The organism is Burkholderia sp. AW33-5 (genome assembly GCF_053427615.1).
Window position 1 is genome coordinate 189,079 of record NZ_JBSAXA010000007.1, and the last position, 24,489, is coordinate 213,567.

A 24,489-nucleotide genomic window follows, 5' to 3' on the forward strand; every position below is an offset into this window, starting at 1 on the left:
CAGAAGCAAGGGGGAAGTCGGCGCAACGATAGCAGACGCCGGCCGCGCGGCGTTACGTCAGTCAAAACAAAATGACGAATCGTTGACGGATCGCGTGCGCCGCGCGCCGTGGATCAGCGCCCCGTCGAGACGACGTTGGTTGGCGTGCCGGCGTGCCACGCCTCGATGTTCAACAGCGTCGTGTGCGCGATCTCGGCGAGCGCCTCGCGCGTGAAGAACGCCTGGTGCGACGTGACGATCACGTTCGGGAACGTCAGCAGGCGCGCGAGGACGTCGTCCTGCAGCGGCAGGTCGGAGTGATCCTCGAAGAACAGGCCGCTTTCCTCTTCGTACACATCGAGCCCGAGATGGCCGAGCTGCCCGCTCTTGAGCGCGTCGACCAGCGCCTGCGCGTCGACGAGGCCGCCGCGGCCGGTATTGATCAGCATCGCGCCGTGCTTCATCCGCGCGAGCGTCTGCGCGTTGATCAGATGGTGCGTCGACGGCAGCAGTGGGCAGTGCAGGCTGACGATGTCCGATTGGTGCAGCAGCTCGTCGAGCTCGACGTAGCGCGCGCCGAACGCGATCAATTCGTCGTCGTACGGCGGCATCGAGTGCGCGAGCACGTGCATCCCGAAGCCCATCATGATCTTCGCGAACACGCTGCCGATCAAGCCGGTGCCGATCACGCCGACGGTCTTGCCGTGCAGGTCGAAGCCGAGCAGGCCGTTCAGCGAGAAGTCGCCTTCGCGCGTGCGTGCGACCGCGCGCGGCAGCCGGCGGTTGAGTGCGAGGATCAGCGCGACCGCGTGTTCGGCAACGGCATGCGGCGAGTACGCCGGCACGCGCACGACGGCGATGCCGAGCCGCTCGGCGGCCGCCAGGTCGACGTGGTTGAAACCCGCCGAGCGCAGCGCGATCAGGCGCGTGCCGCCGTCGGCGAGCCGTTCGAGCACGGCCGCGTCGACGGTGTCGTTGACGAACGGACACACGACCTCGTAGCCGTGCGCGAGGATCGCGGTTTCCGCGTCGAGGTGCGACGGCTGGAAGTGCAGCCGATAGCCGAATTGCCGGTTGGCGGCGGTAAACGATTCGTCGTCGTACTGCCGGCTGCTGAACAGGATCACACGCACGCTGCACCTCCGATGGCTGTCGCGTGCAGTTTACTGCAGGCCCGTCTGCCGGCCGGTGACGATGTCGGCGCGATCGGGCGTGCGCAGGAAGCCGTAACCGGTCCGCTCGCGGGCCCCCTGCGCGCCGAAGTGTTCGAGCGCATGCTCGACGAAGCTGCGCGTGCGGGCCGGCACGTACTGGCGGTTCGGGTAGACGAGCGACAGTTGCGCGTCCGGGTCGTCGATCCGGTAGGCGGGCAGCAGCCGCACGAGCGTGCCGGCGGCGAGCGCGTCGGCGATGCTCGGCTCGGGCAGCACCGCGATGCCGGACCCGGCGACGGCCGCCGCCTGCACGAGCGCCAGCTGGTTGACCGTGCAGGTCGGGCGCACCGTGATTGAATGCGTGACGCCGTCGTGGCCGACCAGCCGCCACGCGGGCGCATGCTGGTGCGGCGCGAGCGCGACCCAGTCGTGGCCCGGCAGGTCGTCGGGTGCGCGCGGCTCGCCGCGCCGTTCGAGATACGCGGGCGCCGCGCAGGCGACGAACGGGCTCGGCGCGAGTGCGTGGCCGATCAGGGTCGGGTTGCCGTCGAGCCGGTTGCCCGTCGCGATGCCGACGTCGTAGCCGGAATCGAGCACGTCGAGCGGCCCTTCGGCGACGGTGAGCTGCACGCGCAGTTCGGGGTAGCGATGCCGGAAACTGCTGACGAGCGGCGTGAGCGCCAGCGGCGACAGCAGGCCCGACGCGACGACGCGCAACGTGCCGGCGGGCTCGCGCACGGCGTGTGCGACGGACGCCTCGAGGTGGTCGAATTCCTCGAGCAGCGCACGGCAGCCGTCGAGGTAGCGCAGGCCGGCCTCGGTCAGCGACAGGTTGCGCGTGGTGCGGTGGATCAACCGCGTGTTCAGGTGAGACTCGAGCATCGCGATCGAGCGCGTGACGAGCGCATTGGACACGCCTAGATGGTGCGCCGCGCGCCGGAAGCTCTGCTGTTCGGCGACGCAGACAAACACACGCATGGTCTGAATCTGGTTCATGGCTCGCGGATTTCTGGCCCGGTTGATTGATTTTGGTTGTGATTTTTCGTTGCGCGACCTGGAAAACCGTCGCGTGACACCGGGGTTCCGGCCCGTATCGAAAAATCGGTTTTCGATTCTGCAGACGATTGTTCATTACAGAACCGATATCCGTCAACCTGAGAAAAAGGGCGGGTTGCGTAAAATCGAAATCGCGGGTATCGATTTAGCGGGGCAGTGTCGTGTGTGTATGCCGTGGATAGCCGGAAGTGAATTGAGTGAAACTGCCGGCGGTTTGAATATTGTCAATTTAAATCAATGTATTACGCGTGATCGTGTGTGGCCCGGCGCGGTAATGGGTGAAATCGCTCACCAATTGATGCCGCGATAATGGATGTTTTTTACCGGGCCCGGTTTTCGTGGACCGATTCCATGCCGCGCGATTTTTATCGTGATGGCCGGTATTCCGGCCGATGCATGTATCGTGCAGAACGCGGGCATCCGGAGCGCGTCGCCATACTGCGCGAGAAAATCGCGGACATCGAACTGCGGATGGAACCGTTACGCATCCGCACGGCAATGCCGCGGCATGACGAAATCGGCTCATGCGGCGCAGGCGCGGCCGGCTGGCCCGGTCCGTCGACCGGGCCAGCGTCGCGCTGTCCGGCGGCGCGTGCCTCTTGCGCGCGGGCGCGGAACGCGGAATGATCGATCAGTTCGCCATGCCGTGCGGCGAACGATGTCCGAGCGTTTTCTTCCTTCCTCCTTGACCTGCCATGTCCATCGATTACTCGCCGATTCCCTGTCCCGTCGTCGTGCCGCTCGACGCGATCCTGCCCGAAGAACCGCTGCTGATGATGGGGGCCGGCCCGGTCCCGATCCCGGCCGCCGTCGCGAAGGCGAACACGATCGTGATCAACCACCTCGGCGCGACGATGGCGAAGATCATCGAGCAGGTGAAGGAGATGGCGCGCTACGTGTTCCAGACCCGCACGAAATGGGTGCTCGGCGTGGCCGGCCCCGGCTCCGCCGCGATGGAGATGGCGATTTCGAACCTCGCGTGGCGCGGCACGCGCGTGCTGTCGATCCGCAACGGCTTCTTCAGCGCGCGGATGGCCGAGATGGCCACGCGCGTCGGCGCCGACGTCGCCACGCTCGAGGTGGCCGACCGCTCGGTCGCGAGCCTCGACGAGATCGCGGACGCGATCGCGCGCGAGCGGCCCGAAATCGTCACGATCGTGCAGGGCGAGACGTCGAACACCGTGTGGAACCGCGATCTGCGCGACATCGCCGCGCTCGCGAAGGCGGCCGGCGCGCTGGTCGTGGTCGACGCGGTGTGCACGCTGTCGACGATGCCGCTCGAGATGGACGCGTGGGGCATCGACGCGGTGATCACGGGCGGCCAGAAGGGGCTGTCGTCGATCCCCGGTGTGTCGCTGATCGCATTCTCCGACGCCGCGTGGGAGCGCATGAAGCAGCGTCCGGAACCGAACGCGCACTGGTGCCTCGACATGGCGCTCGCGGAGAACTTCTGGCACAACGCGGGCTACCACTACACGGCGCCGGTGTCGGGCGTGCTCGCGCTGCACGAGGCGCTGCGGCTCGTCTGCGCGGAGACGCTCGAAAGCCGCTTCGCGCGCCATCTGCGCTGTTCGCTCGCGCTGCAGGCGGGCGTCGAGGCGATGGGGCTCACGCTCTATGCGCCGAAGGACTGCCGGCTCAACTCGGTGGTCGGGATCGAGACGCCCGAAGGGCTCACGCCGGGGATGGTGTGCGGCCATATCTCGAAGCAGTACCAGGTCGAGATTTCGGGCTCGTTCGGGCTGCCGATCGTGCGGATCGGGCAGATGGGCGAACAGTGTCGCGAACACAACCTGTTCCGCACGCTGCACGCGTTCGGCCGTACGATGGACGACCTGAAGGTGCCGGTCGACCTGCCGGCCGGCGTGGCCGCGCTCGAGCAGGAACTGTCGCGGCGCGGTACGTAAGCGGAGAGCGGAGAGGGGCGAGGCGGGTGCGCTGCACGAAGCCGCCTCGTCGACGGCCGGGGCGCGTGGCGTTCAGCCGCCCTGCATCGCGCGCCGGTACGCGTTCGGCGTCGTGCCGTGCGCGTCGCGAAAGCGATGGCTGAAGTGGCCGGCGTTCGCGTAGCCACATTCGGCCGCGACCTGCGCGAGCGGTAGCGTCGTCGTGCGCAGCAGCCGCCGCGCCCGCGCGAGCCGCTGCTCGGCCACCCACGCGTGCGGCGCGCGGCCGAACGACAGCCTGAACATCCGCGAGAAATGGTATTCGGACAGCGCGGCGACGTTCGCCAGTTCGCCGAGCGTCAGCGGCTGCGACAGGTAGCTGTCGATATAGTCGCGCACGCGGCGGCGCACGGCCGGCGCGAGCCCGCCGCGGAACGGCACATCGGTGCGCGTCGTGCTCTGGCCGCGCAGCAGCAGGCTCAGCACGTCGTGCGCGGCTTCGTTCACGCGCAGCCGTCCGTCGGCATCGTCCCAGCGTTCGAGCGCGAGCGAACGGAACTGCGCCGCGACGCGCGCATCCTCGAAATAGGTGCGGTCGGCGAGCTTCAGCTCGCGCGGCTCGCGATCGAGCTCGCGGATCGCGCGCTGCGTGAAGTGCTCGGGCAGGAAGTACAGGTGGATGAAGTGCATCTCGCCGCGCACCCACCAGCGCGATTCATGGTCGCCCGGCAGCGCGCACAGCAGGCTCGGCGCGCCGTAGCGTGGCACGCGTTCGCGCTCCGTCCGGTAGCCGCCGTCGAGATAGCACGACAGCGTATGGTGGCCGGGCTGTTCGTAGATCGTCTCGCTTTCGTCGGTGATGCGCGTCCATTCGGCGATCGCGAGATGGTCGCCGAGCCACGCGAAGCGTTCGAGCGTCGCGTTCGCCTCGGCGAGCGTGCGGCACACCGACTGCAGGCCGAACGGCATCGCACCGCCGGCAAGGGCGGCCGCGTGGTCGGCGGGCGGGGCGTACAGGGGCGAACTCATGATGGGGCGAGTATAAGCGCGCGCGAAGCGCGCCGTGCGGCCGCCCGAAAAAGACCGCAATTCCGGACAATCCGCGCCGGCAGGGTGGCGGCACAGTCGGAGTCCGTTTCACTCGATCCGCTTCGTTGCCGCCATGAACCTGTCGCTTTATTTCGTCACCGTGCTGATCTGGGGCACCACCTGGATCGCGATCAAATGGCAGCTCGGCGCCGTGCCGCCGCCCGTGTCGATCGCGTGGCGCTTCTGGCTCGCGGCCGCCGTGCTGTTCGCGCTGCTGCGCGTGATGCGCCGGCCCGTGCGCCCGCCGCGCGAGGCGTGGCGCTACCTCGTCGCCCAGGGCTTCGCGCTGTTCTGCCTGAATTTCCTGTGCTTCTACTATTCGGAGCAGGTCGTGCCGAGCGGCCTCGTCGCCGTGATCTTCTCGACCGCGCCGCTGCTGAACTCGATCAACGGCCGGCTGTTCATGGGCCGCCCGCTGCGGCCGTCCGCGATCGCCGGCGCGCTGCTCGGGCTGACCGGCATCGCATGCCTGTTCTGGCAGCAGATGGCCGGTCACCTCGACGATCACGCAACCTGGACGGGCCTCGCGATCGCGTTCGCGGGCACGATGTGCTTCTCGGCCGGCAACCTGCTGTCGAGCCGGATGCAGTCGATGGGCCTGCACCCGCTCGCGACCAACGGCTGGGCGATGCTGATCGGCGCGGCGATCCTGACGGTCGGCAGTGCGGTGGCCGGGCTGCCGTTCATGATCGACCCGAGCCCGCGCTATCTCGGCGCGCTTCTCTATCTGGCCGTGCCGGGCTCGGTGATCGGGTTCACGGCCTACCTGACGCTCGTCGGACGGATCGGGCCCGAGCGCGCCGCGTACTGCACGGTGCTGTTCCCGATCGTCGCGCTGGCCGTGTCGACGGTCTTCGAGGGCTACCAGTGGTCGCCGCTCGCGGTGCTCGGGCTGCTGCTCGTGCTGGCCGGCAATCTCGTCGCGTTCGACCTGACGCGCCGGTTGTTCCTGCGCACGGCCTGACCGGGGCCGCCGCCGCGATCGCCGCCGGAAACAAAAAACGCCCGCGCGATGCGGGCGTTTTCCTTTGGGCCGCCAGGGCAGCGGCCGCCTGGCCGGCCGGCGAGCGGCTCGCTCAAGCCGCCGCGCCGCTCCCCGCGACCCGCGCCTGCCGCTGGTACAGCATCATCGACAGCGCGACGCCCGCCGCCGCGGCCACCGCCGCGAACAGGAACACCTGCGGATAGCCGAATTCACCGGCCACATAGCCCGCGAGCGGGCCCGTGATGCCGAGCGACAGATCGAGGAACACCGAATACGCGGACAGCGCCGCGCCGCGGCTTGCCGGCGGCACCAGCGCGACCGCCTCGACGCCGAGCGCCGGGAAGATCAGCGCGAAGCCGAAGCCGGTCAGCGCGGCGCCGACGAGCGCGACGTGCGGCACGGGCGCGAGCCACAGCAGCACGAGGCCCGAGCATTCGAACGCGAACGACACGATCGCGACGCGGAAGCCGCCGTAAGTCTTGATCGTGTTCGCGAACAGCAGGCGCGCGCCGATGAACAGCGTGCCGAACACGGTCAGCGACAGCGCGGCGTTCGGCCAGTGGCGCGCCGCGTAGTACAGCGTGACGAAGGTCGCGATCGAGCCGAAGCCGGCGGAGCCGAGCGCGAGACCGAGGCCGTGCGGCAGCACGCGCGTGAACACGCTCGCATACGACATCCGTTCGCCGTGCACGAGCGGCACGGAATCGATCAGGCGTGCGAGATAAAAGCCGGTCGCGGCGAGCGCGATCACGATCACGCCGATCAGCGCCGGATTCAGCGTATGCGCGATCGCGACGCCGACCGGCGCGCCGAGCGCGAGCGCGCCGTAGGTCGCGATGCCGTTCCACGAGATCACTTTGGCGTTGTGCGCGACGCCGACCCGCCCGATGCCCCACAGGATCGCGCCGGTGCCGCACAGGCTCTCGCCGACGCCGAGCACGAGCCGGCTCGCGACCAGCAGCACGAGGCTCGCGACCGGCCAGTGGGCCAGCAGCAGCGCGACGAGCAGCAGCACGCCCGACACGCCGCAGCCGATCAGCCCGCGCAGCACCGTCTGCTTCGGCCCGAGCGTGTCGGCGAAGCGCCCGGCGAGCGGGCGCGACGCGAGCGTCGCGAAATACTGGACGCTGATCGCGCCGCCCGCGACGATCGCGGAAAAGCCGAGGTCGTCGTGGACGAAGCCCGGCAGCACGGCGAGCGGCAGGCCGATGGTCAGGTAGCAGATGAACGTGAAGCAGACGACGGACACGATTTGCAGCGTGACGGCAAACCCGCTGCGCGGCGATGTGGCGGAATCGGTGGACATGGGGTCGGATCGAATGGGCGAAACGGAACGGAAGACGGCGAAAAACGGAATCGGGATTTTCCCATGGAACCGGTTTTCCCGCAGGGACCATTTAGTTAATCGCGCCCCGTTTCCGTTGCCGAAGAATCGCTGACGGCGCGGCGCCGGCAAGCCCGGAATCCAGATGGAGCAAGGCGCGCGCCGCCCGTCGGGCGGCCTCGACGCCCATATCGCGACAGTTATATGGGCCCCATGCGTGATGGGCTATGGGTTGCGGAATTTGATGGTGATAGCGTGCAAACTGTCAGAGAAACGTCGGTCGAGCGCCCCGCGCAGGCCGCCTTGCCCCCACTTGAAGAACGAACGAGACATGAGTGAGCCGATCCGCTTCTACCATCGTCACGCGGTCCGCGAAGTCAGCGGCGCGGACGTCACCCGCACCGTGCTGCAGTATCTGCGCGAGGACGCGCACTGCACCGGCACCAAGGAAGGCTGCGCGGAAGGCGACTGCGGTGCGTGCACGGTCGTCGTCGGCGAGCTGACCGACGCGGGCACCGTCGCGTTCAAGGCCGTCAACGCCTGCATCCAGTTCCTGCCGACGCTCGACGGCAAGGCGCTGCTGACGGTGGAAGACCTGCGCCAGCCGGACGGTTCGCTGCATCCGGTGCAGCAGGCGATGGTCGATTGCCACGGGTCGCAATGCGGGTTCTGCACACCCGGTTTCGTGATGTCGATGTGGGCGCTGTACGAGAAGCACGGCCACGAAGGCTGCGGCAGCGCGTGCGCAAAGGCGAAGGACGTGCCGACGCGCACCGAGATCGCCGATGCGCTGACCGGCAACCTGTGCCGCTGCACCGGCTACCGCCCGATCGTCGACGCGGCCGTGCAGATGTTCGACGCGACCGGCGAAGGTGCGCCGGCGTCTACCGCGCCGGTCGACACGGCCACGCTCGCCCGTACGCTCGCGTCGCTCGAGCGCGACGACACGTTCGACTACACGACGCCCGACGGCGCGCGCTTCGCGGCGCCGCGCACGCTCGACGCGCTGGCCGCGCTCAAGGCCGAGCGTCCCGCCGCGCGGATCCTCGCCGGCAGCACCGACATCGGCCTGTGGGTCACCAAGCAGATGCGCCGTCTGGACGACCTGATCTACGTCGGCCAGATCGCCGAATTGCAGAACGTCGTGCACGGCGACGACTGGATCGAGATCGGCGCGGGCGTGACGGTCGAGAACGGGTATGCGGCGCTGGCCGGCACGTATCCCGAACTGACCGAAATGTGGAAGCGCTTCGCGTCGCTGCCGATCCGCAACGCGGGGACGATCGGCGGCAACGTCGCGAACGGTTCGCCGATCGGCGACTCGATGCCGGGCCTGATCGCGCTCGGCGCGCGGGTCGTGCTGCGCGGCGGCGACACGGTGCGCGAGCTGCCGCTCGAGGCGCTCTACACCGGCTATCAGCAAAAGGACATGGCGCCGCACGAATTCGTCGTCGGCCTGAAGGTGCCGACCCGCACCGGCGCGCGCGCGAAGCTGCAGTTCCGGACGTACAAGCTGTCGAAGCGGTTCGACTCCGATATTTCGGCGGTGTGCGCGGCGTTCGCGTTCATCGCGGACGGCGAACTGATCCGCGAGCCGCGCATCGCGTTCGGCGGGATGGCCGCGACGCCGAAGCGCGCGACGCACACGGAAAGCCTGCTCGACGGCGCGCCATGGCACGAAGCCACCGCGCAGGCCGCGATGCAGGCGCTCGAGCGCGACTACCAGCCGCTCACCGACATGCGTGCGACGAGCGCGTATCGCCTCGATACCGCGAAGAACCTGATGTACCGATTCTGGCTGGAGACGCGCCCGCACGACCCGCTGCCGCCGCAGGCGCTGAACGTGCGTGAAGTGGCCGCCGAAGTTGCCAACGACGCGGCGCGCGTCTGACGAGGGAGAACACCGAACATGAACCAGCAAGCAGAACCGTTCCTGAACACCCTCGACCCGCAGGCCGACGCCGCGCAGGTGCACGTCTCGCGCGCGCACGAATCCGCGCACCTGCACGTGAGCGGGCGCGCGACCTACACCGACGACATCCCGCTCGTCGCGGGCACGCTGCACGCGGCGCTCGGGTTGTCCGCGAAGCCGCACGCGAAGATCCTGTCGATGAACTTCGACGCGGTGCGCGCGACGCCCGGCGTCGTCGCCGTGTTCACGGCCGACGACATCCCCGGCGTGAACGACTGCGGCCCGATCATTCACGACGACCCGGTGCTCGCGAAGGGCATCGTGCAGTTCGTCGGCCAGCCGATGTTCATCGTCGTCGCGACGTCGCACGAAATCGCGCGGCTCGCCGCGCGCCGCGCGCAGGTCGACTACGAGGAGCTGCCCGCGATCCTGACCGCGCAGGATGCGCGCAAGGCCGAAACCTACGTGATCCCGCCGCTGAAGCTCGCGCGCGGCGACGCGGCCGCGCGCCTGGCCGCCGCGCCGCATCGCGAGTCGGGCGAGATGCTGCTCGGCGGCCAGGAGCAGTTCTACCTGGAAGGGCAGATCGCCTACGCGGTGCCGAAGGACGACGACGGGATGCACGTGTACTGCTCGACGCAGCACCCGAGCGAGATGCAGCACCTCGTCGCGCACGTGCTCGGCGTCGCGTCGCACAACGTGCTGGTCGAATGCCGCCGGATGGGCGGCGGGTTCGGCGGCAAGGAATCGCAGTCGGGCCTGTTCGCGTGCTGCGCGGCGCTCGCCGCGTGGAAGCTGCTGTGCCCGGTGAAGCTGCGCCCCGACCGCGACGACGACATGATGATCACCGGCAAGCGGCACGACTTCCACTACCGCTTCGACGTCGGCTACGACGACGACGGCCGCCTCGACGGCGTCGCCCTCGACATGACGTCGCGCTGCGGCTTCTCGGCGGACCTGTCGGGCCCGGTGATGACGCGCGCGGTATGCCATTTCGACAACGCGTACTGGCTCGGCGACGTCGCCATCGCCGGCTACTGCGGCAAGACCAACACGCAGTCGAACACCGCGTTCCGCGGTTTCGGCGGCCCGCAGGGCGCGTTCGCGATCGAGTACATCCTCGACGACATCGCGCGCTCGCTCGGCCGCGATCCGCTCGACGTGCGTTACGCGAACCTGTACGGCAAGACCGAACGCAACGTGACGCCTTACGGGCAGACGGTCGAGGACAACGTGCTGCACGAACTGCTCGGCGAACTCGAGACGACGAGCGACTACCGCGCACGGCGCGCGGGCGTGCGCGAATTCAACGCACGCAACGCGGTGCTGAAGAAGGGCATCGCGCTCACGCCGGTGAAGTTCGGCATCGCGTTCAACGTCACGCACTTCAACCAGGCCGGCGCGCTGGTGCACATCTATACCGACGGCTCGGTGCTCGTGAACCACGGCGGCACGGAGATGGGGCAGGGACTCAACACGAAGGTCGCGCAGGTGGTCGCGCACGAGCTCGGCATCCGCTTCGGCCGGATCCGCGTGACGGCGACCGACACGAGCAAGGTCGCGAACACGTCCGCGACGGCCGCGTCGACGGGCTCCGATCTGAACGGCAAGGCCGCGCAGGATGCGGCGCGCCAGCTGCGCGAGCGCCTCGCGGCGTTCGCGGCGAAGCAGTTCGGCGACGGCAAGGTCGACGCGGCCGACGTGAAGTTCGGCAACGACTTCGTCTGGATCGGCGGCGCGAGCGTGCCGTTCGGCGAGGTGATCGCGAAGGCGTATCTCGCGCGCGTGCAGCTGTGGTCCGACGGGTTCTACGCGACGCCGAAGCTGTACTGGGATCAGTCGAAGCTGCAGGGGCGGCCGTTCTACTACTACTCGTACGGCGCGGCCGTGTCGGAAGTCGTGATCGACACGCTGACGGGCGAGATGCGCACGCTGCGCGTCGACGCGCTGCACGACGTGGGCGCATCGCTGAACCCGGCGCTCGACATCGGCCAGGTCGAAGGCGCGTTCATCCAGGGGATGGGCTGGCTCACGACCGAGGAGCTGTGGTGGAACGCGGGCGGCAAGCTGATGACGCACGCGCCGTCCACGTACAAGATTCCGACCGTCAACGACACGCCGCCCGAGTTCAACGTGCGGCTGTTCCAGAACCGCAACGTCGAGGACAGCATCCACCGGTCGAAGGCCGTCGGCGAACCGCCGTTGTTGCTGCCGTTCTCGGTGTTCTTCGCGGTGCGCGACGCGATTGCCGCGGTCGGCGACTACCGGGTGAATCCGCCGCTCGACGCGCCGGCCACCGGCGAGTCGATCCTGCGTGCGGTTAATGCGGTGCGCGCGGCGAGCGCCGCGCGGGCAGGCTGACATGAAACGGCCCGCCGGCTCACCGCGCCCGCCGCATGCCGCGTCGCATGCGCCCGCCGCCGGTTGCGACGGCGCGTGCGGCAACGCGGCGTCGCCGATACGGACGTTCGCGCCGGGTACCGGCCGGCGCCCCCGTGCGAATGCCGCGCCGCCGCCGATGCACATCGTGCTGTTCGGCGCGGGGCACGTCGGTCATGCGCTCGTCACGCTGCTCGGCGCACTGCCGTGCGTCGTGCAGTGGGTCGACACGCGCGACGAACTGTTCCCGGACGAATGTCCGCCGAACGTGCAGCCGGAGCCGACCGACACGCCGGAGGCCGTCGTCGACGCGGCGCCGCCCGGCGCGTATTTCCTCGTGATGACGCACAACCACGCGCTCGATTTCTCGCTCGCCGCGCAGATCATGCGGCGGCGCGACTTCGCGTACTTCGGGATGATCGGTTCGCGCACCAAGCGCGTGAAGTTCGAACGCCGGCTCGCGGCGCGCGGCGTCGATCCGGCGCGGCTCGCGGAGATGGTGTGCCCGATCGGCATCGCGGGCATCGTCGACAAGGCGCCCGGCGCGATCGCGGTGGCCGTCTGCGCGGAACTGCTGCAGGCCCGCTCGGGCATGCCGGTGGCCGACACGAAGGCGGCCGCGGCGGGGCGCGTGCGCGACGGCGTGAGCTGCGCGCGGTAAGGACGGGTAACGACGCGGGTCGGCACGCCCGACGCACGTCCGCGCGTTTTTGCCTACACTGCACGGATCGCGCGGCATCGGGCCGCGCGTCATTTCGTGCAGGCACCATGTCCGATCCCCAGGTCTATCTCGACGCACTCGATGCAAGCCTCGTCGACATCGAGCGCTGGCTGTCCGGCACCGATACTTCACCCGCGGCGCTCGATGCGCTGATCGCAGCTTTTTCCGCCGATTTCACGATGATCATGACCGACGGTCGCGCGCTCGACCGCGACGGCACGCGCGCGCTGTTCGCGACGCTCGGCGGCGCGAAGCCGGGGCTGCGCATCGCGCTGTCGGACATCCGCGTGCTGATGGCCGACGCATCGCACGCGGTGCTCACCTATGTCGAAGCGCAGCAGGCGGCATCGGGCGAACTGCCCGCGCGTCGCGCGACCGCCGTGTTCGCGCGCGACGCGGCAGGCATCGTGCGCTGGATCCATCTGCAGGAAACCTTCTGCACGGCCTGAGCGCCGGCGCTGCGTCGTCGCGCGCAGGCAATGCCGCGCGGCGTCAGCGCTTGCGGCCGCGTGCGGCGGTCAGCTCGTCGGACACGCTCTGCATCAGCGCGCACAGCCACGCGATGTCGGTCGGGCGGTCGGGGTGCGGGTGCGTGAGCAGGTAGCTCTTGATGCGCGGAAACGGCACGGGCGGCGTGACGACCACGAGCGGCAGCAACTGAGCATAGTGCGTCGCGAAGCGGCGCGTCGTCGTGAAGATCAGGTCCGACTGCAGCAGCACCTGCGGCACGATCCCGAAATACGGCAGCGTCGTCACGATCCGCCGCGTGAGGCGTGCGCGCGCGAGGCCGATCTCGATCGCGTTGCGCTTGTCGCCGGTGTACGGCGTCGGCGCGACGTGCGCGGCCGCCGCGTAGGCTTCGCGCGTGAGCGGCTCGCGCGCGAGCGGATGCGCGTCGCGCATCAGGCACACGATCGTGTCGGAGAACAGGTCCTGGCGCGCGAACTGCGGGTCGGGCTTCGGCCAGTTGCCGATCACGAGATCGAGCGCGCCCGATTCGAGCGCCTCCGCGTGATCGAGCGCGGGGTTCAGCGAGTCGATTTCCAGATGCGCATGCGGCGCCGCGTCGCGAAAGCGTTCGATCAGCGTCGGCATGAAGAAATCGTTCAGATAGTCGGGCGCGGCGACGCGGAACGTGCGCCGCGCCGACGACGGGTCGAAGTCGCCGTGCGGCGTCGCGATGAAGTCGACCTCGCGCAGCGCGCGCGACGCCGCCCCGAGCAGCGACGCGCCATACTCGGTCGGCACCATCCCGGATTTGCCGCGCACGAGAATCGGGTCGTTCAGCGTCTCGCGCAGCTTGCGCAGCGCGGTGCTGATCGCGGGCTGGGTCTGGTTCAGCCGCAGCGCGGCCTGCGTGACGCTGCGCTCGAGCAGCAGCGTGCGCAATACGCGCACGAGCCAGATATCGAGCGAGGCGGTACGGTCGTCGTCTTCCATCGGTGCGCGGTGATTCGGCAGAAGCGTAACCTTACCGCAGCCACGCGTCGCGGTGCGTGATACCGGCCATCACACGCGCCCCTTCGGCAGCGTGCTGATCCGCTTGACCTCGCGCGACTCGAGCCAGTTCGGCGTGCGCGCGCAGTACAGCACCATCGGCAGCGCGTCCTCGCCCCAGAACAGCTGCTGGTTCATCCAGAACGTCGGTACGCCGAACACGCCGAGCGCGATCGCGTCGTCGGTGTTGCGGCGCAGCTGCGCGCTCGTTTCCTCGAATTCGATCAACTCGTCGCCGTGCCCGACGCCGACGCGCTCGCACAGCGCGGCGAACCCGTTCGGCGTCGACGGATCGTTGCCGTCGTGCCAGATGAAGCGGAACATTTCCAGAACGGTCGCGATGTCGGCGCGCAGCGCGATCGCGAGGCGCAGCACCTTGTCGGAGTCGAACGGATGCGCGGGCGGCATCTTGAAGCGGATGCCGAGCTGTTCGGCGCGAAACAGCGCATGGCGGTACGTGAACATGCGCTTGGCCGGCACGTCGGCGCTCGGGCGCTGTCCCCAGTGGCGCTGCAGGTCGGGCAGCGACACGGCGACGGGGTCGAACGGCACGTCCGGCCACTTGTCGTGCTGTTCGAGCAGCAGGTAGGAGAACGGCGACACGAAGTCGAAGAACCAGGCAGGCTGGGCGGTGTCGAGGCCGGTTGTCATGGCGATCTCCAGAGAGTGGGGCGTGTGCGCCTCGCGGCGGCCTTCATGTTACGTGGCGGCGCGCGGACGCAGCCGCGCGGATGCAGCAATGATCGCGGATCGGCCGCTCATGCGGAACCGGGAGTCGCCCGAGGGGGCTCGCCGGCAGGCGCCGCCACCGCGCCGCCGCGCGCCGCCGCGGGTCCGCCGGCGCCGGGTGTGCCCGACGTGCCCGACGCGGCGTCGTGGTCCTGCGCGGTGAGGCGCTCGCGCACGAAGCCGATGTGCTCGCGCAGCACGTAGAACTGCCCCGCATACGCGAGCGGCATCTTCATCCGGTTCACGGCTTCCTCGATGTCGTCGAGTTCGTCGAGCAGACGGACGCGCTCCTCGGCCGTATGCTCGCCGAGCGCGCGGCGCTCGAGCGCGATCAGCGCGCCGTACCAGCGGTAGATGCGTGAACGCACGCGCCAGCCGTACAGCGACGGCACCAGCCGCAGCCCGGGGATCAGCACGACGATCAGCGGCACCACGACGACCAGCAGCCGGTCGACGAGACTCGCGACCCAGAACGGCAGCCGCCGGTACAGGAAGGTCTTGCCCGACTTGTAATAGCGCGCCGCGTCATCGGACAGCGGGAAGCCACGCGTGACGGCCGACGGGAATTCGCCCGCGTGCTGCAGGATCGTCGCGTGGCCGTGTACTTCGCGCGCGGCCTCGATCAGCAGGTCGGACAACGCGGGGTGCAGCGAATCGCGCGCGACCAGCTCGATCGTCGGCGCGACCGTGTGGATGTCGGCGGGCGGCAGGTTGCGGCCGAGATCGTAGACGCCCATCGGCAGCGTGATCGCGGTCAGGTACGGAAAGCGCCGCGCGTACGCCTCGGCCTGCGTGAACGAGTACACGTGCACGCCGGGCGCGCGGAACAGCTTCGCCATCACCGGGATCTGCGTCGAGTCGCCGGACAGGAAGGCGGCGTCGATCGTGCCGTCGAGCAGCGCGGTCGCGGCGTCCTCGCCGGCCGTCGGCAGCAGCTCGGTCGAGCCGCCCGGCACGATGCCGTTCATCTTCAGCAGCGCCAGGCTCAATTCGCGCGCGCCGCTGCCGTCCGCGCCGAGCGCGAGCCGCTTGCCCTTGAAGTCGGACAGGCGCGCGACCACCGGGCCGCGGTACATGATCGCGAGCGGCACGTAGCCGATGCTGCCGAGCGATACCAGGTGCTCGTCGCGCTCCTTCGGGCCGATGCCGCTCTGCACGAAGCCGACGTCGACCGGCGCGTCCGGGTTCGACAGCCGCGCGAGGTTCTGCGCGGATCCTTCGGATGACTGGACGTCGAGCGTGACGCCGTTCTTCGCGAGGATCGTCTTGTATTTCTGCGCGGCGTTCCAGTAGGTGCTGCCCGGCGGGCCGGACGAAATCACGAGCGTGGACGGCGGCGCCGGCTGGATCAGCTTGACCGCGAGCCAGACCGCCGCGACCGCGAGCAGCACGGTGGGGCCGATCGACAGCGCGAGGTCGCGCCACGACACCGCGACGAAGCGGGCGAGGATGCGGCGGGGCGGGCGAGGGCGGGCTGGCTTCATGACGTGGCGGATGACACGGGCGTGACGCGTCGATGACGGGCGTCACGGACGATGTACGCGATGCAGGTTCTGGCGGCGATGGTACCCGGTTTCGCCCGGCATGCGCGAGTTCGGCGCCGTGGCGCGGCGCGGGACGCGGGCGCGCGAGCCCGCCGCCGCCGGGCGCACGCGCGTCAAAAGCTTTGCGCTTCGGCGGGCGCTGGATTACATTGTGCGTCGCAGCCGCGACCGATTCGCGCGCGACCCGGCACGCAATAGACCGGGCGCGTCCGGCCGGCGGCTGTCCGGCCCGACCGGCCCGCATTCGCGTGCGCCGGTCGCCGGCCCGTGTCGCCTCTCTCGCATCGCCGTGGAAATCATCGGCCATCCCGCCCGTTCGCGCGCGGGCCGGCCGCCTTTGGGGGTATCCGGCCGTACTGTGCACGGCCGTTCCGAAGTCATAAGGAGATAGCATGAAGTCGATCGTGTTGAGAGCGTTGGGTGTTGCGGCCGTGGCGGCCTGTCTGTCGGGCAGCGTATATGCGCAGTCGAGCGACGCGGCGGCAACCGAGGCGCCGGCTGCGGCAGCGAGCTCGCCGAAGGCCGCGGCCAAGACCGCGAAGAAGGCGAACCGCCAGCTCGGCTACGCGGTGCGCAAGGCAATTACGAAGGCTGGCGGCATCGACGTGGCGAACCTCGTCGTGCGCTCGAAGGGCGGCGCGATCTTGCTGGAGGGCACGGTGCCCGACCAGGCACAGATCGACAAGGCGGAAGAGGCAGCGAAGAGCGTGAAGGGCGTGACGTCGGTCACGAACAAGCTGACGGTCCAGCAGCAATGATGCCGGGCGGCGGCGCGCCAGCGCCGCGCGCCCGCTTGCGGCGGGCCCCGATGTACCGGGGCCCGTTTGCGCTTTAGAATGCCTCGGGCCTGCCGCTTTGCGCCAGGCCCCCGAACGGATATCTCCAAGGGTCTTCCTTCGGGACGGAAAGCGCTGGACGGCCCGGCGTTTCTTCTGAGGCCGTGAGCCGCGCACGACGCAGCGGCGGACCGATAACGATATCGAGAGGTCGGCAATGACGACGCACGGGTGGGGCAGTCGGATTCTCTTGGGCGCGGCGCTGGTCGCGGTCGCGATGCTCGGTGCCTGCAACGGCGACGAATCGGGCGAGCGCAACCGGCTGCCCGGTTTCGTGTCCGGCAGCGTGCGCACGACCGCCTACGACGGCTCGAGCGACGATCTGCTGACGGCCGGCCTCGGCAAGACCGGGCTCGCCACGGCCACCGCGCCCGCGTTCGCGAATCCGTCCCGGCCGACGAGCGCCGAGCTGCGCCGGGTCGCGATCTGGTCGAACTACCGCGCGCTCGTCGACATGAGCGCCAATGGCGGCTACGGCCGTTTCTGGGGGCCGAACGTCGACCTCGACGGCAACGACACGCTCGGCGAGGGCAAGATCCCCGGCACCGAATATCTCGCGTATTCCGACGACGGCAGCGGCCGCAAGAACGTGACGCTGCTCGTGCAGGTGCCCGCGAGCTTCGATCCCGCTCAGCCATGCATCGTCACCGCGACGTCGTCCGGGTCGCGCGGCGTGTACGGCGCGATTTCGGCGGCCGGCGAGTGGGGCCTCAAACGCGGCTGCGCGGTCGCATACAACGACAAGGGCGGCGGCAACGGCGCGCACGAACTCGGCACCGACACGATCACGCTGATCGACGGCACACTCGCCGACGCCGTGCTCGCCGGCAACGCCAGTCTCTTTACCGCCAACGTGACGAGCGGCGACCTGGCCGCGTTCAACAGCCGCTTCCCGAACCGCTACGCGTTCAAGCACGCCCATTCGCAGCAGAACCCCGAGCAGGACTGGGGGCATGTGACGCTGCAGTCGGTCGAATTCGCATACTGGGCGCTCAACGAGCAGTTCGGGCCGCTGCTCGACGGCTCGCATCACGGCGTGCGGTACCGCCCGGGCGACATCACGACGATCGCCGCGTCCGTCAGCAACGGCGGTGGCGCGGCGCTCGCGGCGGCCGAGCAGGACACGCGTCGCTGGATCACCGCGGTCGTGGTCGGCGAGCCGCAGGTCAACGTGCGGATGGCGCCGAACGCGGTCGTGCGCGAGGGCGGCCAGCCGGTGCCGTCGTTCGGCCGGCCGCTGGCCGACTACGCGACGCTCGCGAACCTGCTGGAGCCGTGCGCGGCCGCATCGGCGTCGCTCGCGGGCGCGCCGTACCTGAGCGCGCTGCCGGCCGCCACCACGCAGTCGATCCGCACGCAGCGCTGCGCGACGCTCGCCGCGGCGGGGCTCGTGTCGGGCGCCGATACGCAAAGCCAGGCCGCCGACGCGCTCGCGCAACTGCATGCGGCCGGCTATCTCGCCGATTCCGACCTGCTGCAGGCGCCGATGTGGGATTCGCAGGCGATCCCGGCGATCGCGGTCACCTATGCGAACGCGTATACGCGCTCGCGCGTGACCGACAATCTGTGCAATTTCAGCTTCGCGACCACCAGCGCGGCGACGGGCACGGTCGCGCCGCCCGCCACGTCGCCGATGCCGGCCGTGTTCGGCCTCGGCAACGGCGTCCCGCCGACCGCCGGCGTCAGTCTTGTGTTCAATACCGGCGCGGGTGTCGACCACCGGCTCGCGACGCCCGATGCGAGTTTCGCGGGCGCGCTGTGCCTGCGGCAGCTGTGGACCAACGGAATGCTCGACATGCCGGCGAACGTGGACGCGGTGCGCGTGAACGCGAACCTGCAGGGCAAGCCCGCGATCATCGTGCAGGGCCGCAGCGACGCGCTCGTGCCCGTGAATCACGCGTCGCGCGCATACGTCGCGCAGAACGGCATCAGCGAAGGCGGCCGCAGCCAGCTCGTGTTCTACGAGGTGGCGAACGGCCAGCACTTCGATGCGTTCCTGCCCGTCGCGGGCTTCGACACGCGCTTCGTGCCGGTCCACTACTACAACCTTCAGGCGCTGAACCTGATGTGGCGGCACCTGAAGAGCGGTGCCGTGCTGCCGCCGTCGCAGGTGATCCGCACGGTGCCGCGCGGCGGCACGCCGGGCGCCGCGCCGGCGTTGACGAGCGCGAACCTGCCGCCGATCTCGGCGTCCCCCGGCGCGAACACGATCACGACCGCTGCCGGCGCGATCGACGTGCCGCTCTGACGGCGCCCGCCGCGCCGCGATACGGAAGCCGGACAGTTGTCCGGCTTTTTTCTTTTCGGCGCCTGGAATCCGTCCCGCATTGGCCTTTACCGGAATGGCACGCGCTGTAACAAATTATTACTTTACGGCGGAAAACCCGGAATCTATTATGCGCCGATATTTTCACTTAATTTAATAAATTCCCGTAAAGACAATATTCCTTTCCGTATAGTTAATCGATCCTTTCGATTTTATTAAATCGGCGCGAACTGCGATTGGTCGCCGTTTGGTGATTGATCGGCATTTCGCCGAGGGGGATTGTTCGTCTGTTGGAAGCGAAGGCGCCTTGTCTGGCGGGCTTTGCGGGGAATGCTTTTGCTTGCTGTTTCTCGCGCGTGCAGATAGTGGGACTGAATTCGCATTGCCGCGCATTATTGAATCGTCGTTTGCAATGGAATTGATTCCATTGCGCGATCGCAGAATATGGGTGGGGTAAATCGTGCCGATCGGTATTCGCCGATCCGGTAAAAAACTCGGAGTGCATCGCAAAACGAATGCGCTCCCGGTGCGGAGCGCCGGCGCAAATGATCCTTTGCGATCGGCGGTATTTATCGTTCTGTTCGAGAGGCAATAATGACGACACTGAAGTCCTTGAAAGACGGTTTCGCGCTATTTGGAACGACACTGCGCCTGCCGCTCGCCGCAGCCGCGGCGGCGGCGCTGCTCGTCACGGGGTGCGGCGGCGACGACGGGTCCGGCCCGACCGCCGCCACCGCGGCGGCCGCGACGACGTCGAACGGCAGCACGGCGGCCACCACCAATGCCACGGCCGCCGTTCCGGCCGACCAGCCGTACGTCGACAACGACGTGTACGGCACCGGGCCGAACGACGCGGTCACGGATTCGACCGAAGGGGCCGCGGTCGTGCACCGCCAGGTCACGATCGGCGGCAAGACCGTCCAGTACACGGCCACCACGGGCCACCTGACCACCATCGATCCGATCACGTCGGCGCCGAACGCGAAGATGTTCTACGTCGCGTACACGCAGGACAACCCGGACCCGTCGAAGCCGCGCCCGGTCACGTTCTTCTACAACGGCGGCCCCGGGTCGTCGTCGGTCTACCTGCTGCTCGGCTCGTACGGGCCGAAGCGCCTGCAGTCGTCGTTCCCGAACTTCACGCCGCCGGCCCCGTACAAGCTGCTCGACAACCCGGACAGCCTGCTCGACCGCACCGACCTCGTGTTCATCAATCCGGTCGGCACCGGCTACTCGGCGGCGATCGCCCCGGCGAAGAACAAGGACTTCTGGGGCACCGACCAGGACGCGCATTCGATCGATCGCTTCATCCAGCGCTACCTGACCAAATACTCGCGCTGGAACTCGCCGAAGTTCCTGTATGGCGAGTCGTACGGCACGGCGCGTAGCGCGGTCGTGTCGTGGGTGCTGCACGAGGACGGCATCGACCTGAACGGGATCACGCTGCAATCGTCGATTCTCGACTATGCGAACGCGCTGTCCGCGCCGGGCACCTTCCCGACGCTCGCGGCCGACGCGTTCTACTGGAAGAAGACGACGCTCAACCCGACGCCGACCGATCTCGACGCGTACATGGTGCAGGCCCGCAACTACGCGGACAACACGCTCGCGCCGCTCGCGCAGAAGCCGAACCCGCAGGACGGCGGCTTCGTGAACGTGCGGCTGAACCTGAACCTGCAGACCGCGCAGCAGATGGGCTCGTACATCGGCACGGATCCGACGTCGCTGATCCAGACGTTCGGCAACCCGGCCGCGCTCGGCAACGTGCCGTCGTCGGACGACAACCCGCCGTACACGTTCTTCCTGACGCTCGTGCCGGGCACGCAGATCGGCCAGTACGACGGTCGCGCGAACTTCACGGGCAAGGGCATCGCGCCGTACATCCTGCCGAACTCGGGCAGCAACGATCCGTCGATCACGAACGTCGGCGGCGCGTACACGGTGCTGTGGAACAGCTACATCAACACCGACCTCAAGTACACGTCGACGTCGTCGTTCGTGGACCTGAACGACCAGGTCTTCAACAACTGGGACTTCAGCCACACCGACCCGACCGGCGCGAACAAGGGCGGCGGCAATACGCTGTACACGGCCGGCGACCTGGCGGCGACGATGAGCGTGAACCCGGAACTGAAGGTGCTGTCGGCGAACGGGTATTTCGATGCGGTCACGCCGTTCCACCAGACCGAGCTGACGCTCGCGCAGATGGCGCTCGATCCGACGCTCAAGGCGCAGAACCTGACGATCAAGAACTACCCGTCGGGCCACATGATCTACCTGAACGACGCGTCGCGGACCGCGCTGAAGGGCGACCTCGCCAACTTCTACGACGGGATCCTCGCGAACCGTACCGCGCTGCAGCGCGTGCTGAAGCTGCAGGCGCGCACGCAGCAGCTCAAGCAGCAACAGTTGAAGCAGCAGGGGCAGTAAGCATCGCGTTGCGGCCCGCATGGTCCGGCCTTGCGCCGGGCGGTGCGGGTTCGCGGGGCCCCGGATGGACGACAGCCCGATCGGCGCAGGCCGGTCGGGCTGTTTTTTTCGGAGGATGGCGGTGCCGGCGGCCGAGGCGGCGCCCGGCGGCGCGACCTACGCGAGCACGAGCCGCACGCCGACCGCGACGAGCGTCGCGGCGAGCAGGTTGCGCAGCAGCCGTTCGGGCGCGCGCGCCGACAGCAGGCTGCCGAGCACGATGCCGGGCAGCGAGCCGAGCAGCAGCGACAGCAGCATCGACCAGTCGACCGAGCCGAGCAGCCAGTGGCCCATGCCCGCGACGAGCGTGAGCGGCACCGCGTGCGCGATGTCGGAGCCGACGATGCGCGTGGTCGCGAGCATCGGGTACAGCAGCAACAGCACGGTGACGCCGATCGCGCCGGCGCCGACCGAGGTCATCGACACGAGCGCGCCGAGCACGGCGCCCGTCAGCACGGTCGACCCCAGCGTGCGCATGGGGCTCGGCGCGAGCGGGTTGCGCGCGGCGAGCGCGGTCAATTGCGGACGGAAGATCAGCGCGAGCGACGTGAGCAGCAGCGCGACGCCGAGCACCAGCTGGATCAGCCGCGCGGTGCCGGGCGAATTCATCCCGTGCGTGTGCAGCACCCACAGCGTGACGGCCGCGGCCGGGACGCTGCCGGCCGCGAGCCGGCCGGTGATGCGCCAGTCGATCGACCCCTTCAGCCCGTGGACGAGCGTGCCGGTGGCCTTGGTCGCGGCCGCGTACAGCAGGTCGGTGCCGACAGCCGTCGCGGGGTGGACGCCGAACAGCAGCACGAGGATCGGCGTCATCAGCGAACCGCCGCCGACGCCCGTCAGGCCGACGAGAATGCCGACGAACAGGCCGGACAGGGAGTACAGCAGATCGATATGGGGAAGCGACATCGGAAGCAGGCGGTTATGCGGCGTTCGGCGGCGGCGCGCGGCCGCGGCGCGCGCATCAAAGTCCGCCATTGTCGCAAAAGTGGCGCGTCGGTGTACGACTACGTTAAAAATCGGCGCGGAAGGCCCGCTGGACGGGCCGTGGGTGGCCGGTGAAACGGTCGTTTGAATGGGGGCCGGGCCTGACGCGGCCATGCGCCGGCGTCGGCGCGTGTTTCGCCGATGGTTTGCCATCGGGCATGACGGGGGCGACGCGCGCCCCCGGTTCAGGCGCGGACGGCCCGTCAATGCATCGCGGGACCGACGCCGGCAACGGCGTCCTGGCGGCGGATGCGCAGCGCGAGGCCGAGCAGCCCGGCCGCGGCCGCACAAGCCGCGCCGACCGCGAACGCGGCGTGGTAGCCGCCGTTCAGCGCGTCGAGCGGCGTGGCGTGCGCCGCCGCGAGCGCATCGGTGCGCGCGGCCGCGAGGCTCGCGAGCACGGCGAGGCCGAGTGCGCCGCCCATCATGAACGCGGTGTTGACGATGCCCGACGCGAGCCCCGAATCGGCCGGATCGACGTCGCTCATCGCGGCGAGCAGCACCGGATTGAACGCGACGCCGGCGCCGATGCCGAGCAGCGTCATGCCCGGCAGCACGTGCCAGAGGAAGCTGCCGTCCGCCGGCGCGCGGGAGAACAGCGCAAGGCCGCACGCCGCGATCAGCAGGCCGGCCGCGATCGGGCCGCGGATGCCGAAGCGCATCACGATCCGCGCCGACAGCCCGAGCGAGAACGCGGCCATGATCAGGTTCGCCGGCAGGAACGCGAGCCCGACCTGCAGCGGCCCGTAGCCGAGCACGCGCTGCATGTAGAGCGCGGACAGGAAGAACCACGCGAACATGGCCGCCGCCCACAGCACGCCGATCACGTTCGCGAGCGCGACGTTGCGCGCGGCGAACAGCGTGAGCGGCATCAGCGGATGCGCGACGCGCGCCTCGATCGCGATGAACAGCGCGAGCAGCACGACGGCCGCGCCGATCAGCGCGACGGTCTGCGTCGACAGCCAGCCGGCCTCGTTGCCGCCGACGATCCCGTAGACGGCGAGCATCAGCGACGCGGTCACGGTGATCGCACCCGCGACGTCGAGCCGCGCGGCGCCGGCCGGCGCGCGCATGCGCGGCAGCAGCGCGACGCACATCGCATAGACCGCGATGCCGATCGGCAGGTTGACGAGGAAGATCCAGTGCCACGACAGCGTGCTCGTCAAGAGCCCGCCGAGCAGCACGCCGATGCTGCCGCCGCCCGCGCAGACGAAGCCGTAGACGCCCATCGCGCGCGCCCGTTCGCCCGGTTCGGTGAAGAGATTCATGATCAGCGACAGCGACACGGCCGACACGATCGCGCCGCCGAAACCCTGCACCGCGCGCGCGGCGATCAGCATCGCCTGCGATTGCGCGAGGCCGCAGGCGAGCGATGCGAGCGTGAACACGACGAGGCCGGCGAGGAACATGCGCCGCTGGCCGTACAGGTCGCCGAGGCGGCCGCCGAGCAGCAGGCAGCCGCCGAACGTCAACAGGTACGCGTTGACGACCCACACGAGGGCCGTCTCGGTGAAATGGAGGTCGGTGCTGATCGACGGCAGCGCAACGTTCACGATCGTGCTGTCGAGCACGATCATCAGCACGCCGAGGCAGAGGACGATCAGCGCGTACCAGCGCTTCTCGCCGTGGATCCCGTGGGTCATGGGCTGGCCGCCTTCTCTCTGATAGTTATTTGAAAG

Annotated in this window: 19 protein-coding genes; 10 read left to right on the forward strand and 9 right to left on the reverse strand. The window is 69.0% G+C overall.

Annotation, left to right across the window (positions count from 1 at the left end; all coding sequences use genetic code 11):
- Positions 1-113 precede the first annotated feature (113 nt).
- Positions 114-1,112, reverse strand: coding sequence for a 2-hydroxyacid dehydrogenase (locus ACV22V_RS14870; RefSeq protein ID WP_448014364.1), 999 nt, complete (start codon positions 1,110-1,112; stop codon positions 114-116).
- 30 nt (positions 1,113-1,142) lie between these two features.
- On the reverse strand, positions 1,143-2,129 hold the full coding sequence (locus ACV22V_RS14875; protein ID WP_059530487.1) for a LysR family transcriptional regulator: 987 nt from the start codon (positions 2,127-2,129) through the stop codon (positions 1,143-1,145).
- Here ACV22V_RS14875 and ACV22V_RS14880 point away from each other — a divergent pair.
- Positions 2,128-2,499, forward strand: a complete 372-nt coding sequence (locus ACV22V_RS14880) for a hypothetical protein (RefSeq protein WP_448014367.1) — start codon at positions 2,128-2,130, stop codon at positions 2,497-2,499. The two genes, ACV22V_RS14875 and ACV22V_RS14880, sit on opposite strands and share 2 nt — an antisense overlap.
- Positions 2,500-2,884: 385 nt before the next feature.
- On the forward strand, positions 2,885-4,096 hold the full coding sequence (locus tag ACV22V_RS14885; protein WP_448014368.1) for a pyridoxal-phosphate-dependent aminotransferase family protein: 1,212 nt from the start codon (positions 2,885-2,887) through the stop codon (positions 4,094-4,096).
- Between the two features lie 72 nt (positions 4,097-4,168).
- Here ACV22V_RS14885 and ACV22V_RS14890 read toward each other — a convergent pair whose 3' ends face one another.
- The gene (locus ACV22V_RS14890; protein ID WP_448014370.1) at positions 4,169-5,104 is read right to left on the reverse strand and encodes a helix-turn-helix domain-containing protein; all 936 of its coding nucleotides are present in this window, start codon (positions 5,102-5,104) and stop codon (positions 4,169-4,171) included.
- Positions 5,105-5,237: 133 nt separating this feature from the next.
- On the opposite strand from ACV22V_RS14890, the gene ACV22V_RS14895 reads away from it, so the two are divergent.
- Complete coding sequence (locus ACV22V_RS14895; protein WP_448014372.1) at positions 5,238-6,128, forward strand: DMT family transporter; 891 nt, start codon at positions 5,238-5,240, stop codon at positions 6,126-6,128.
- Positions 6,129-6,240: 112 nt separating this feature from the next.
- Here ACV22V_RS14895 and ACV22V_RS14900 read toward each other — a convergent pair whose 3' ends face one another.
- Positions 6,241-7,455 carry an MFS transporter gene (locus tag ACV22V_RS14900; RefSeq protein WP_059690711.1) on the reverse strand — a complete coding sequence of 405 codons (1,215 nt, stop codon included), beginning with the start codon at positions 7,453-7,455 and terminating at the stop codon, positions 6,241-6,243.
- 349 nt (positions 7,456-7,804) lie between these two features.
- Here ACV22V_RS14900 and xdhA point away from each other — a divergent pair, with 349 nt between their 5' ends.
- From xdhA to ACV22V_RS14920, 4 genes are all read left to right on the forward strand, one after another.
- Entirely contained in the window at positions 7,805-9,364 is a 1,560-nt protein-coding gene (gene xdhA, locus ACV22V_RS14905) for a xanthine dehydrogenase small subunit (RefSeq protein ID WP_059530470.1), read from the forward strand.
- 18 nt (positions 9,365-9,382) lie between these two features.
- Positions 9,383-11,746, forward strand: a complete 2,364-nt coding sequence (gene xdhB, locus ACV22V_RS14910; RefSeq protein WP_059699328.1) for a xanthine dehydrogenase molybdopterin binding subunit — start codon at positions 9,383-9,385, stop codon at positions 11,744-11,746.
- Between the two features lies 1 nt (position 11,747).
- Entirely contained in the window at positions 11,748-12,425 is a 678-nt protein-coding gene (xdhC, locus tag ACV22V_RS14915) for a xanthine dehydrogenase accessory protein XdhC (protein ID WP_448014374.1), read from the forward strand.
- A 107-nt stretch (positions 12,426-12,532) separates the two neighbouring features.
- Entirely contained in the window at positions 12,533-12,934 is a 402-nt protein-coding gene (locus tag ACV22V_RS14920) for a polyketide cyclase (RefSeq protein ID WP_448014376.1), read from the forward strand.
- Between the two features lie 43 nt (positions 12,935-12,977).
- Here the strand turns inward: ACV22V_RS14920 and ACV22V_RS14925 are convergent, their stop codons facing one another.
- The 3 genes from ACV22V_RS14925 to ACV22V_RS14935 all read right to left on the reverse strand — a co-directional run bounded on the left by ACV22V_RS14925 (position 12,978) and on the right by ACV22V_RS14935 (position 16,195).
- Positions 12,978-13,925: a LysR family transcriptional regulator gene (locus tag ACV22V_RS14925; RefSeq protein ID WP_059530460.1), complete on the reverse strand. Its 948-nt coding sequence runs from the start codon at positions 13,923-13,925 to the stop codon at positions 12,978-12,980.
- A gap of 69 nt (positions 13,926-13,994) precedes the next feature.
- Positions 13,995-14,633 (reverse strand): 2-hydroxychromene-2-carboxylate isomerase, encoded by a 639-nt coding sequence (locus ACV22V_RS14930; RefSeq protein ID WP_175907616.1) that lies wholly within the window; start codon positions 14,631-14,633, stop codon positions 13,995-13,997.
- Positions 14,634-14,740: 107 nt separating this feature from the next.
- Complete coding sequence (locus tag ACV22V_RS14935) at positions 14,741-16,195, reverse strand: TAXI family TRAP transporter solute-binding subunit (protein ID WP_448014378.1); 1,455 nt, start codon at positions 16,193-16,195, stop codon at positions 14,741-14,743.
- A 452-nt stretch (positions 16,196-16,647) separates the two neighbouring features.
- On the opposite strand from ACV22V_RS14935, the gene ACV22V_RS14940 reads away from it, so the two are divergent.
- The 3 genes from ACV22V_RS14940 (at position 16,648) to ACV22V_RS14950 (ending at position 21,787) form a co-directional block, all read left to right on the forward strand.
- The gene (locus tag ACV22V_RS14940; RefSeq protein WP_059530451.1) at positions 16,648-17,013 is read left to right on the forward strand and encodes a BON domain-containing protein; all 366 of its coding nucleotides are present in this window, start codon (positions 16,648-16,650) and stop codon (positions 17,011-17,013) included.
- Positions 17,014-17,248: 235 nt separating this feature from the next.
- Positions 17,249-19,339 carry a D-(-)-3-hydroxybutyrate oligomer hydrolase gene (locus ACV22V_RS14945; RefSeq protein WP_448014380.1) on the forward strand — a complete coding sequence of 697 codons (2,091 nt, stop codon included), beginning with the start codon at positions 17,249-17,251 and terminating at the stop codon, positions 19,337-19,339.
- A gap of 612 nt (positions 19,340-19,951) precedes the next feature.
- Positions 19,952-21,787, forward strand: coding sequence for a S10 family peptidase (locus tag ACV22V_RS14950; protein WP_448014381.1), 1,836 nt, complete (start codon positions 19,952-19,954; stop codon positions 21,785-21,787).
- 156 nt (positions 21,788-21,943) lie between these two features.
- Here ACV22V_RS14950 and ACV22V_RS14955 read toward each other — a convergent pair whose 3' ends face one another.
- Both ACV22V_RS14955 and ACV22V_RS14960 read right to left on the reverse strand, forming a co-directional pair.
- Positions 21,944-22,732, reverse strand: a complete 789-nt coding sequence (locus ACV22V_RS14955) for a sulfite exporter TauE/SafE family protein (RefSeq protein ID WP_448014383.1) — start codon at positions 22,730-22,732, stop codon at positions 21,944-21,946.
- Between the two features lie 281 nt (positions 22,733-23,013).
- Positions 23,014-24,453, reverse strand: a complete 1,440-nt coding sequence (locus tag ACV22V_RS14960) for a DHA2 family efflux MFS transporter permease subunit (protein WP_448014385.1) — start codon at positions 24,451-24,453, stop codon at positions 23,014-23,016.
- Between the last annotated feature and the right edge of the window lie 36 nt (positions 24,454-24,489).

Coding starts and splice junctions, on each gene's coding strand:
- ACV22V_RS14880 (WP_448014367.1), top strand. CDS start 2,128: ATGGCTCGCGGATTTCTGGCCCGGTTGATTGATTTTGGTTGTGATTTT.
- ACV22V_RS14875 (WP_059530487.1), bottom strand. CDS start 2,129: ATGAACCAGATTCAGACCATGCGTGTGTTTGTCTGCGTCGCCGAACAG.
- ACV22V_RS14885 (WP_448014368.1), top strand. CDS start 2,885: ATGTCCATCGATTACTCGCCGATTCCCTGTCCCGTCGTCGTGCCGCTC.
- ACV22V_RS14890 (WP_448014370.1), bottom strand. CDS start 5,104: ATGAGTTCGCCCCTGTACGCCCCGCCCGCCGACCACGCGGCCGCCCTT.
- ACV22V_RS14895 (WP_448014372.1), top strand. CDS start 5,238: ATGAACCTGTCGCTTTATTTCGTCACCGTGCTGATCTGGGGCACCACC.
- ACV22V_RS14900 (WP_059690711.1), bottom strand. CDS start 7,455: ATGTCCACCGATTCCGCCACATCGCCGCGCAGCGGGTTTGCCGTCACG.
- xdhA (WP_059530470.1), top strand. CDS start 7,805: ATGAGTGAGCCGATCCGCTTCTACCATCGTCACGCGGTCCGCGAAGTC.
- xdhB (WP_059699328.1), top strand. CDS start 9,383: ATGAACCAGCAAGCAGAACCGTTCCTGAACACCCTCGACCCGCAGGCC.
- xdhC (WP_448014374.1), top strand. CDS start 11,748: ATGAAACGGCCCGCCGGCTCACCGCGCCCGCCGCATGCCGCGTCGCAT.
- ACV22V_RS14920 (WP_448014376.1), top strand. CDS start 12,533: ATGTCCGATCCCCAGGTCTATCTCGACGCACTCGATGCAAGCCTCGTC.
- ACV22V_RS14925 (WP_059530460.1), bottom strand. CDS start 13,925: ATGGAAGACGACGACCGTACCGCCTCGCTCGATATCTGGCTCGTGCGC.
- ACV22V_RS14930 (WP_175907616.1), bottom strand. CDS start 14,633: ATGACAACCGGCCTCGACACCGCCCAGCCTGCCTGGTTCTTCGACTTC.
- ACV22V_RS14935 (WP_448014378.1), bottom strand. CDS start 16,195: ATGAAGCCAGCCCGCCCTCGCCCGCCCCGCCGCATCCTCGCCCGCTTC.
- ACV22V_RS14940 (WP_059530451.1), top strand. CDS start 16,648: ATGAAGTCGATCGTGTTGAGAGCGTTGGGTGTTGCGGCCGTGGCGGCC.
- ACV22V_RS14945 (WP_448014380.1), top strand. CDS start 17,249: ATGACGACGCACGGGTGGGGCAGTCGGATTCTCTTGGGCGCGGCGCTG.
- ACV22V_RS14950 (WP_448014381.1), top strand. CDS start 19,952: ATGACGACACTGAAGTCCTTGAAAGACGGTTTCGCGCTATTTGGAACG.
- ACV22V_RS14955 (WP_448014383.1), bottom strand. CDS start 22,732: ATGTCGCTTCCCCATATCGATCTGCTGTACTCCCTGTCCGGCCTGTTC.
- ACV22V_RS14960 (WP_448014385.1), bottom strand. CDS start 24,453: ATGACCCACGGGATCCACGGCGAGAAGCGCTGGTACGCGCTGATCGTC.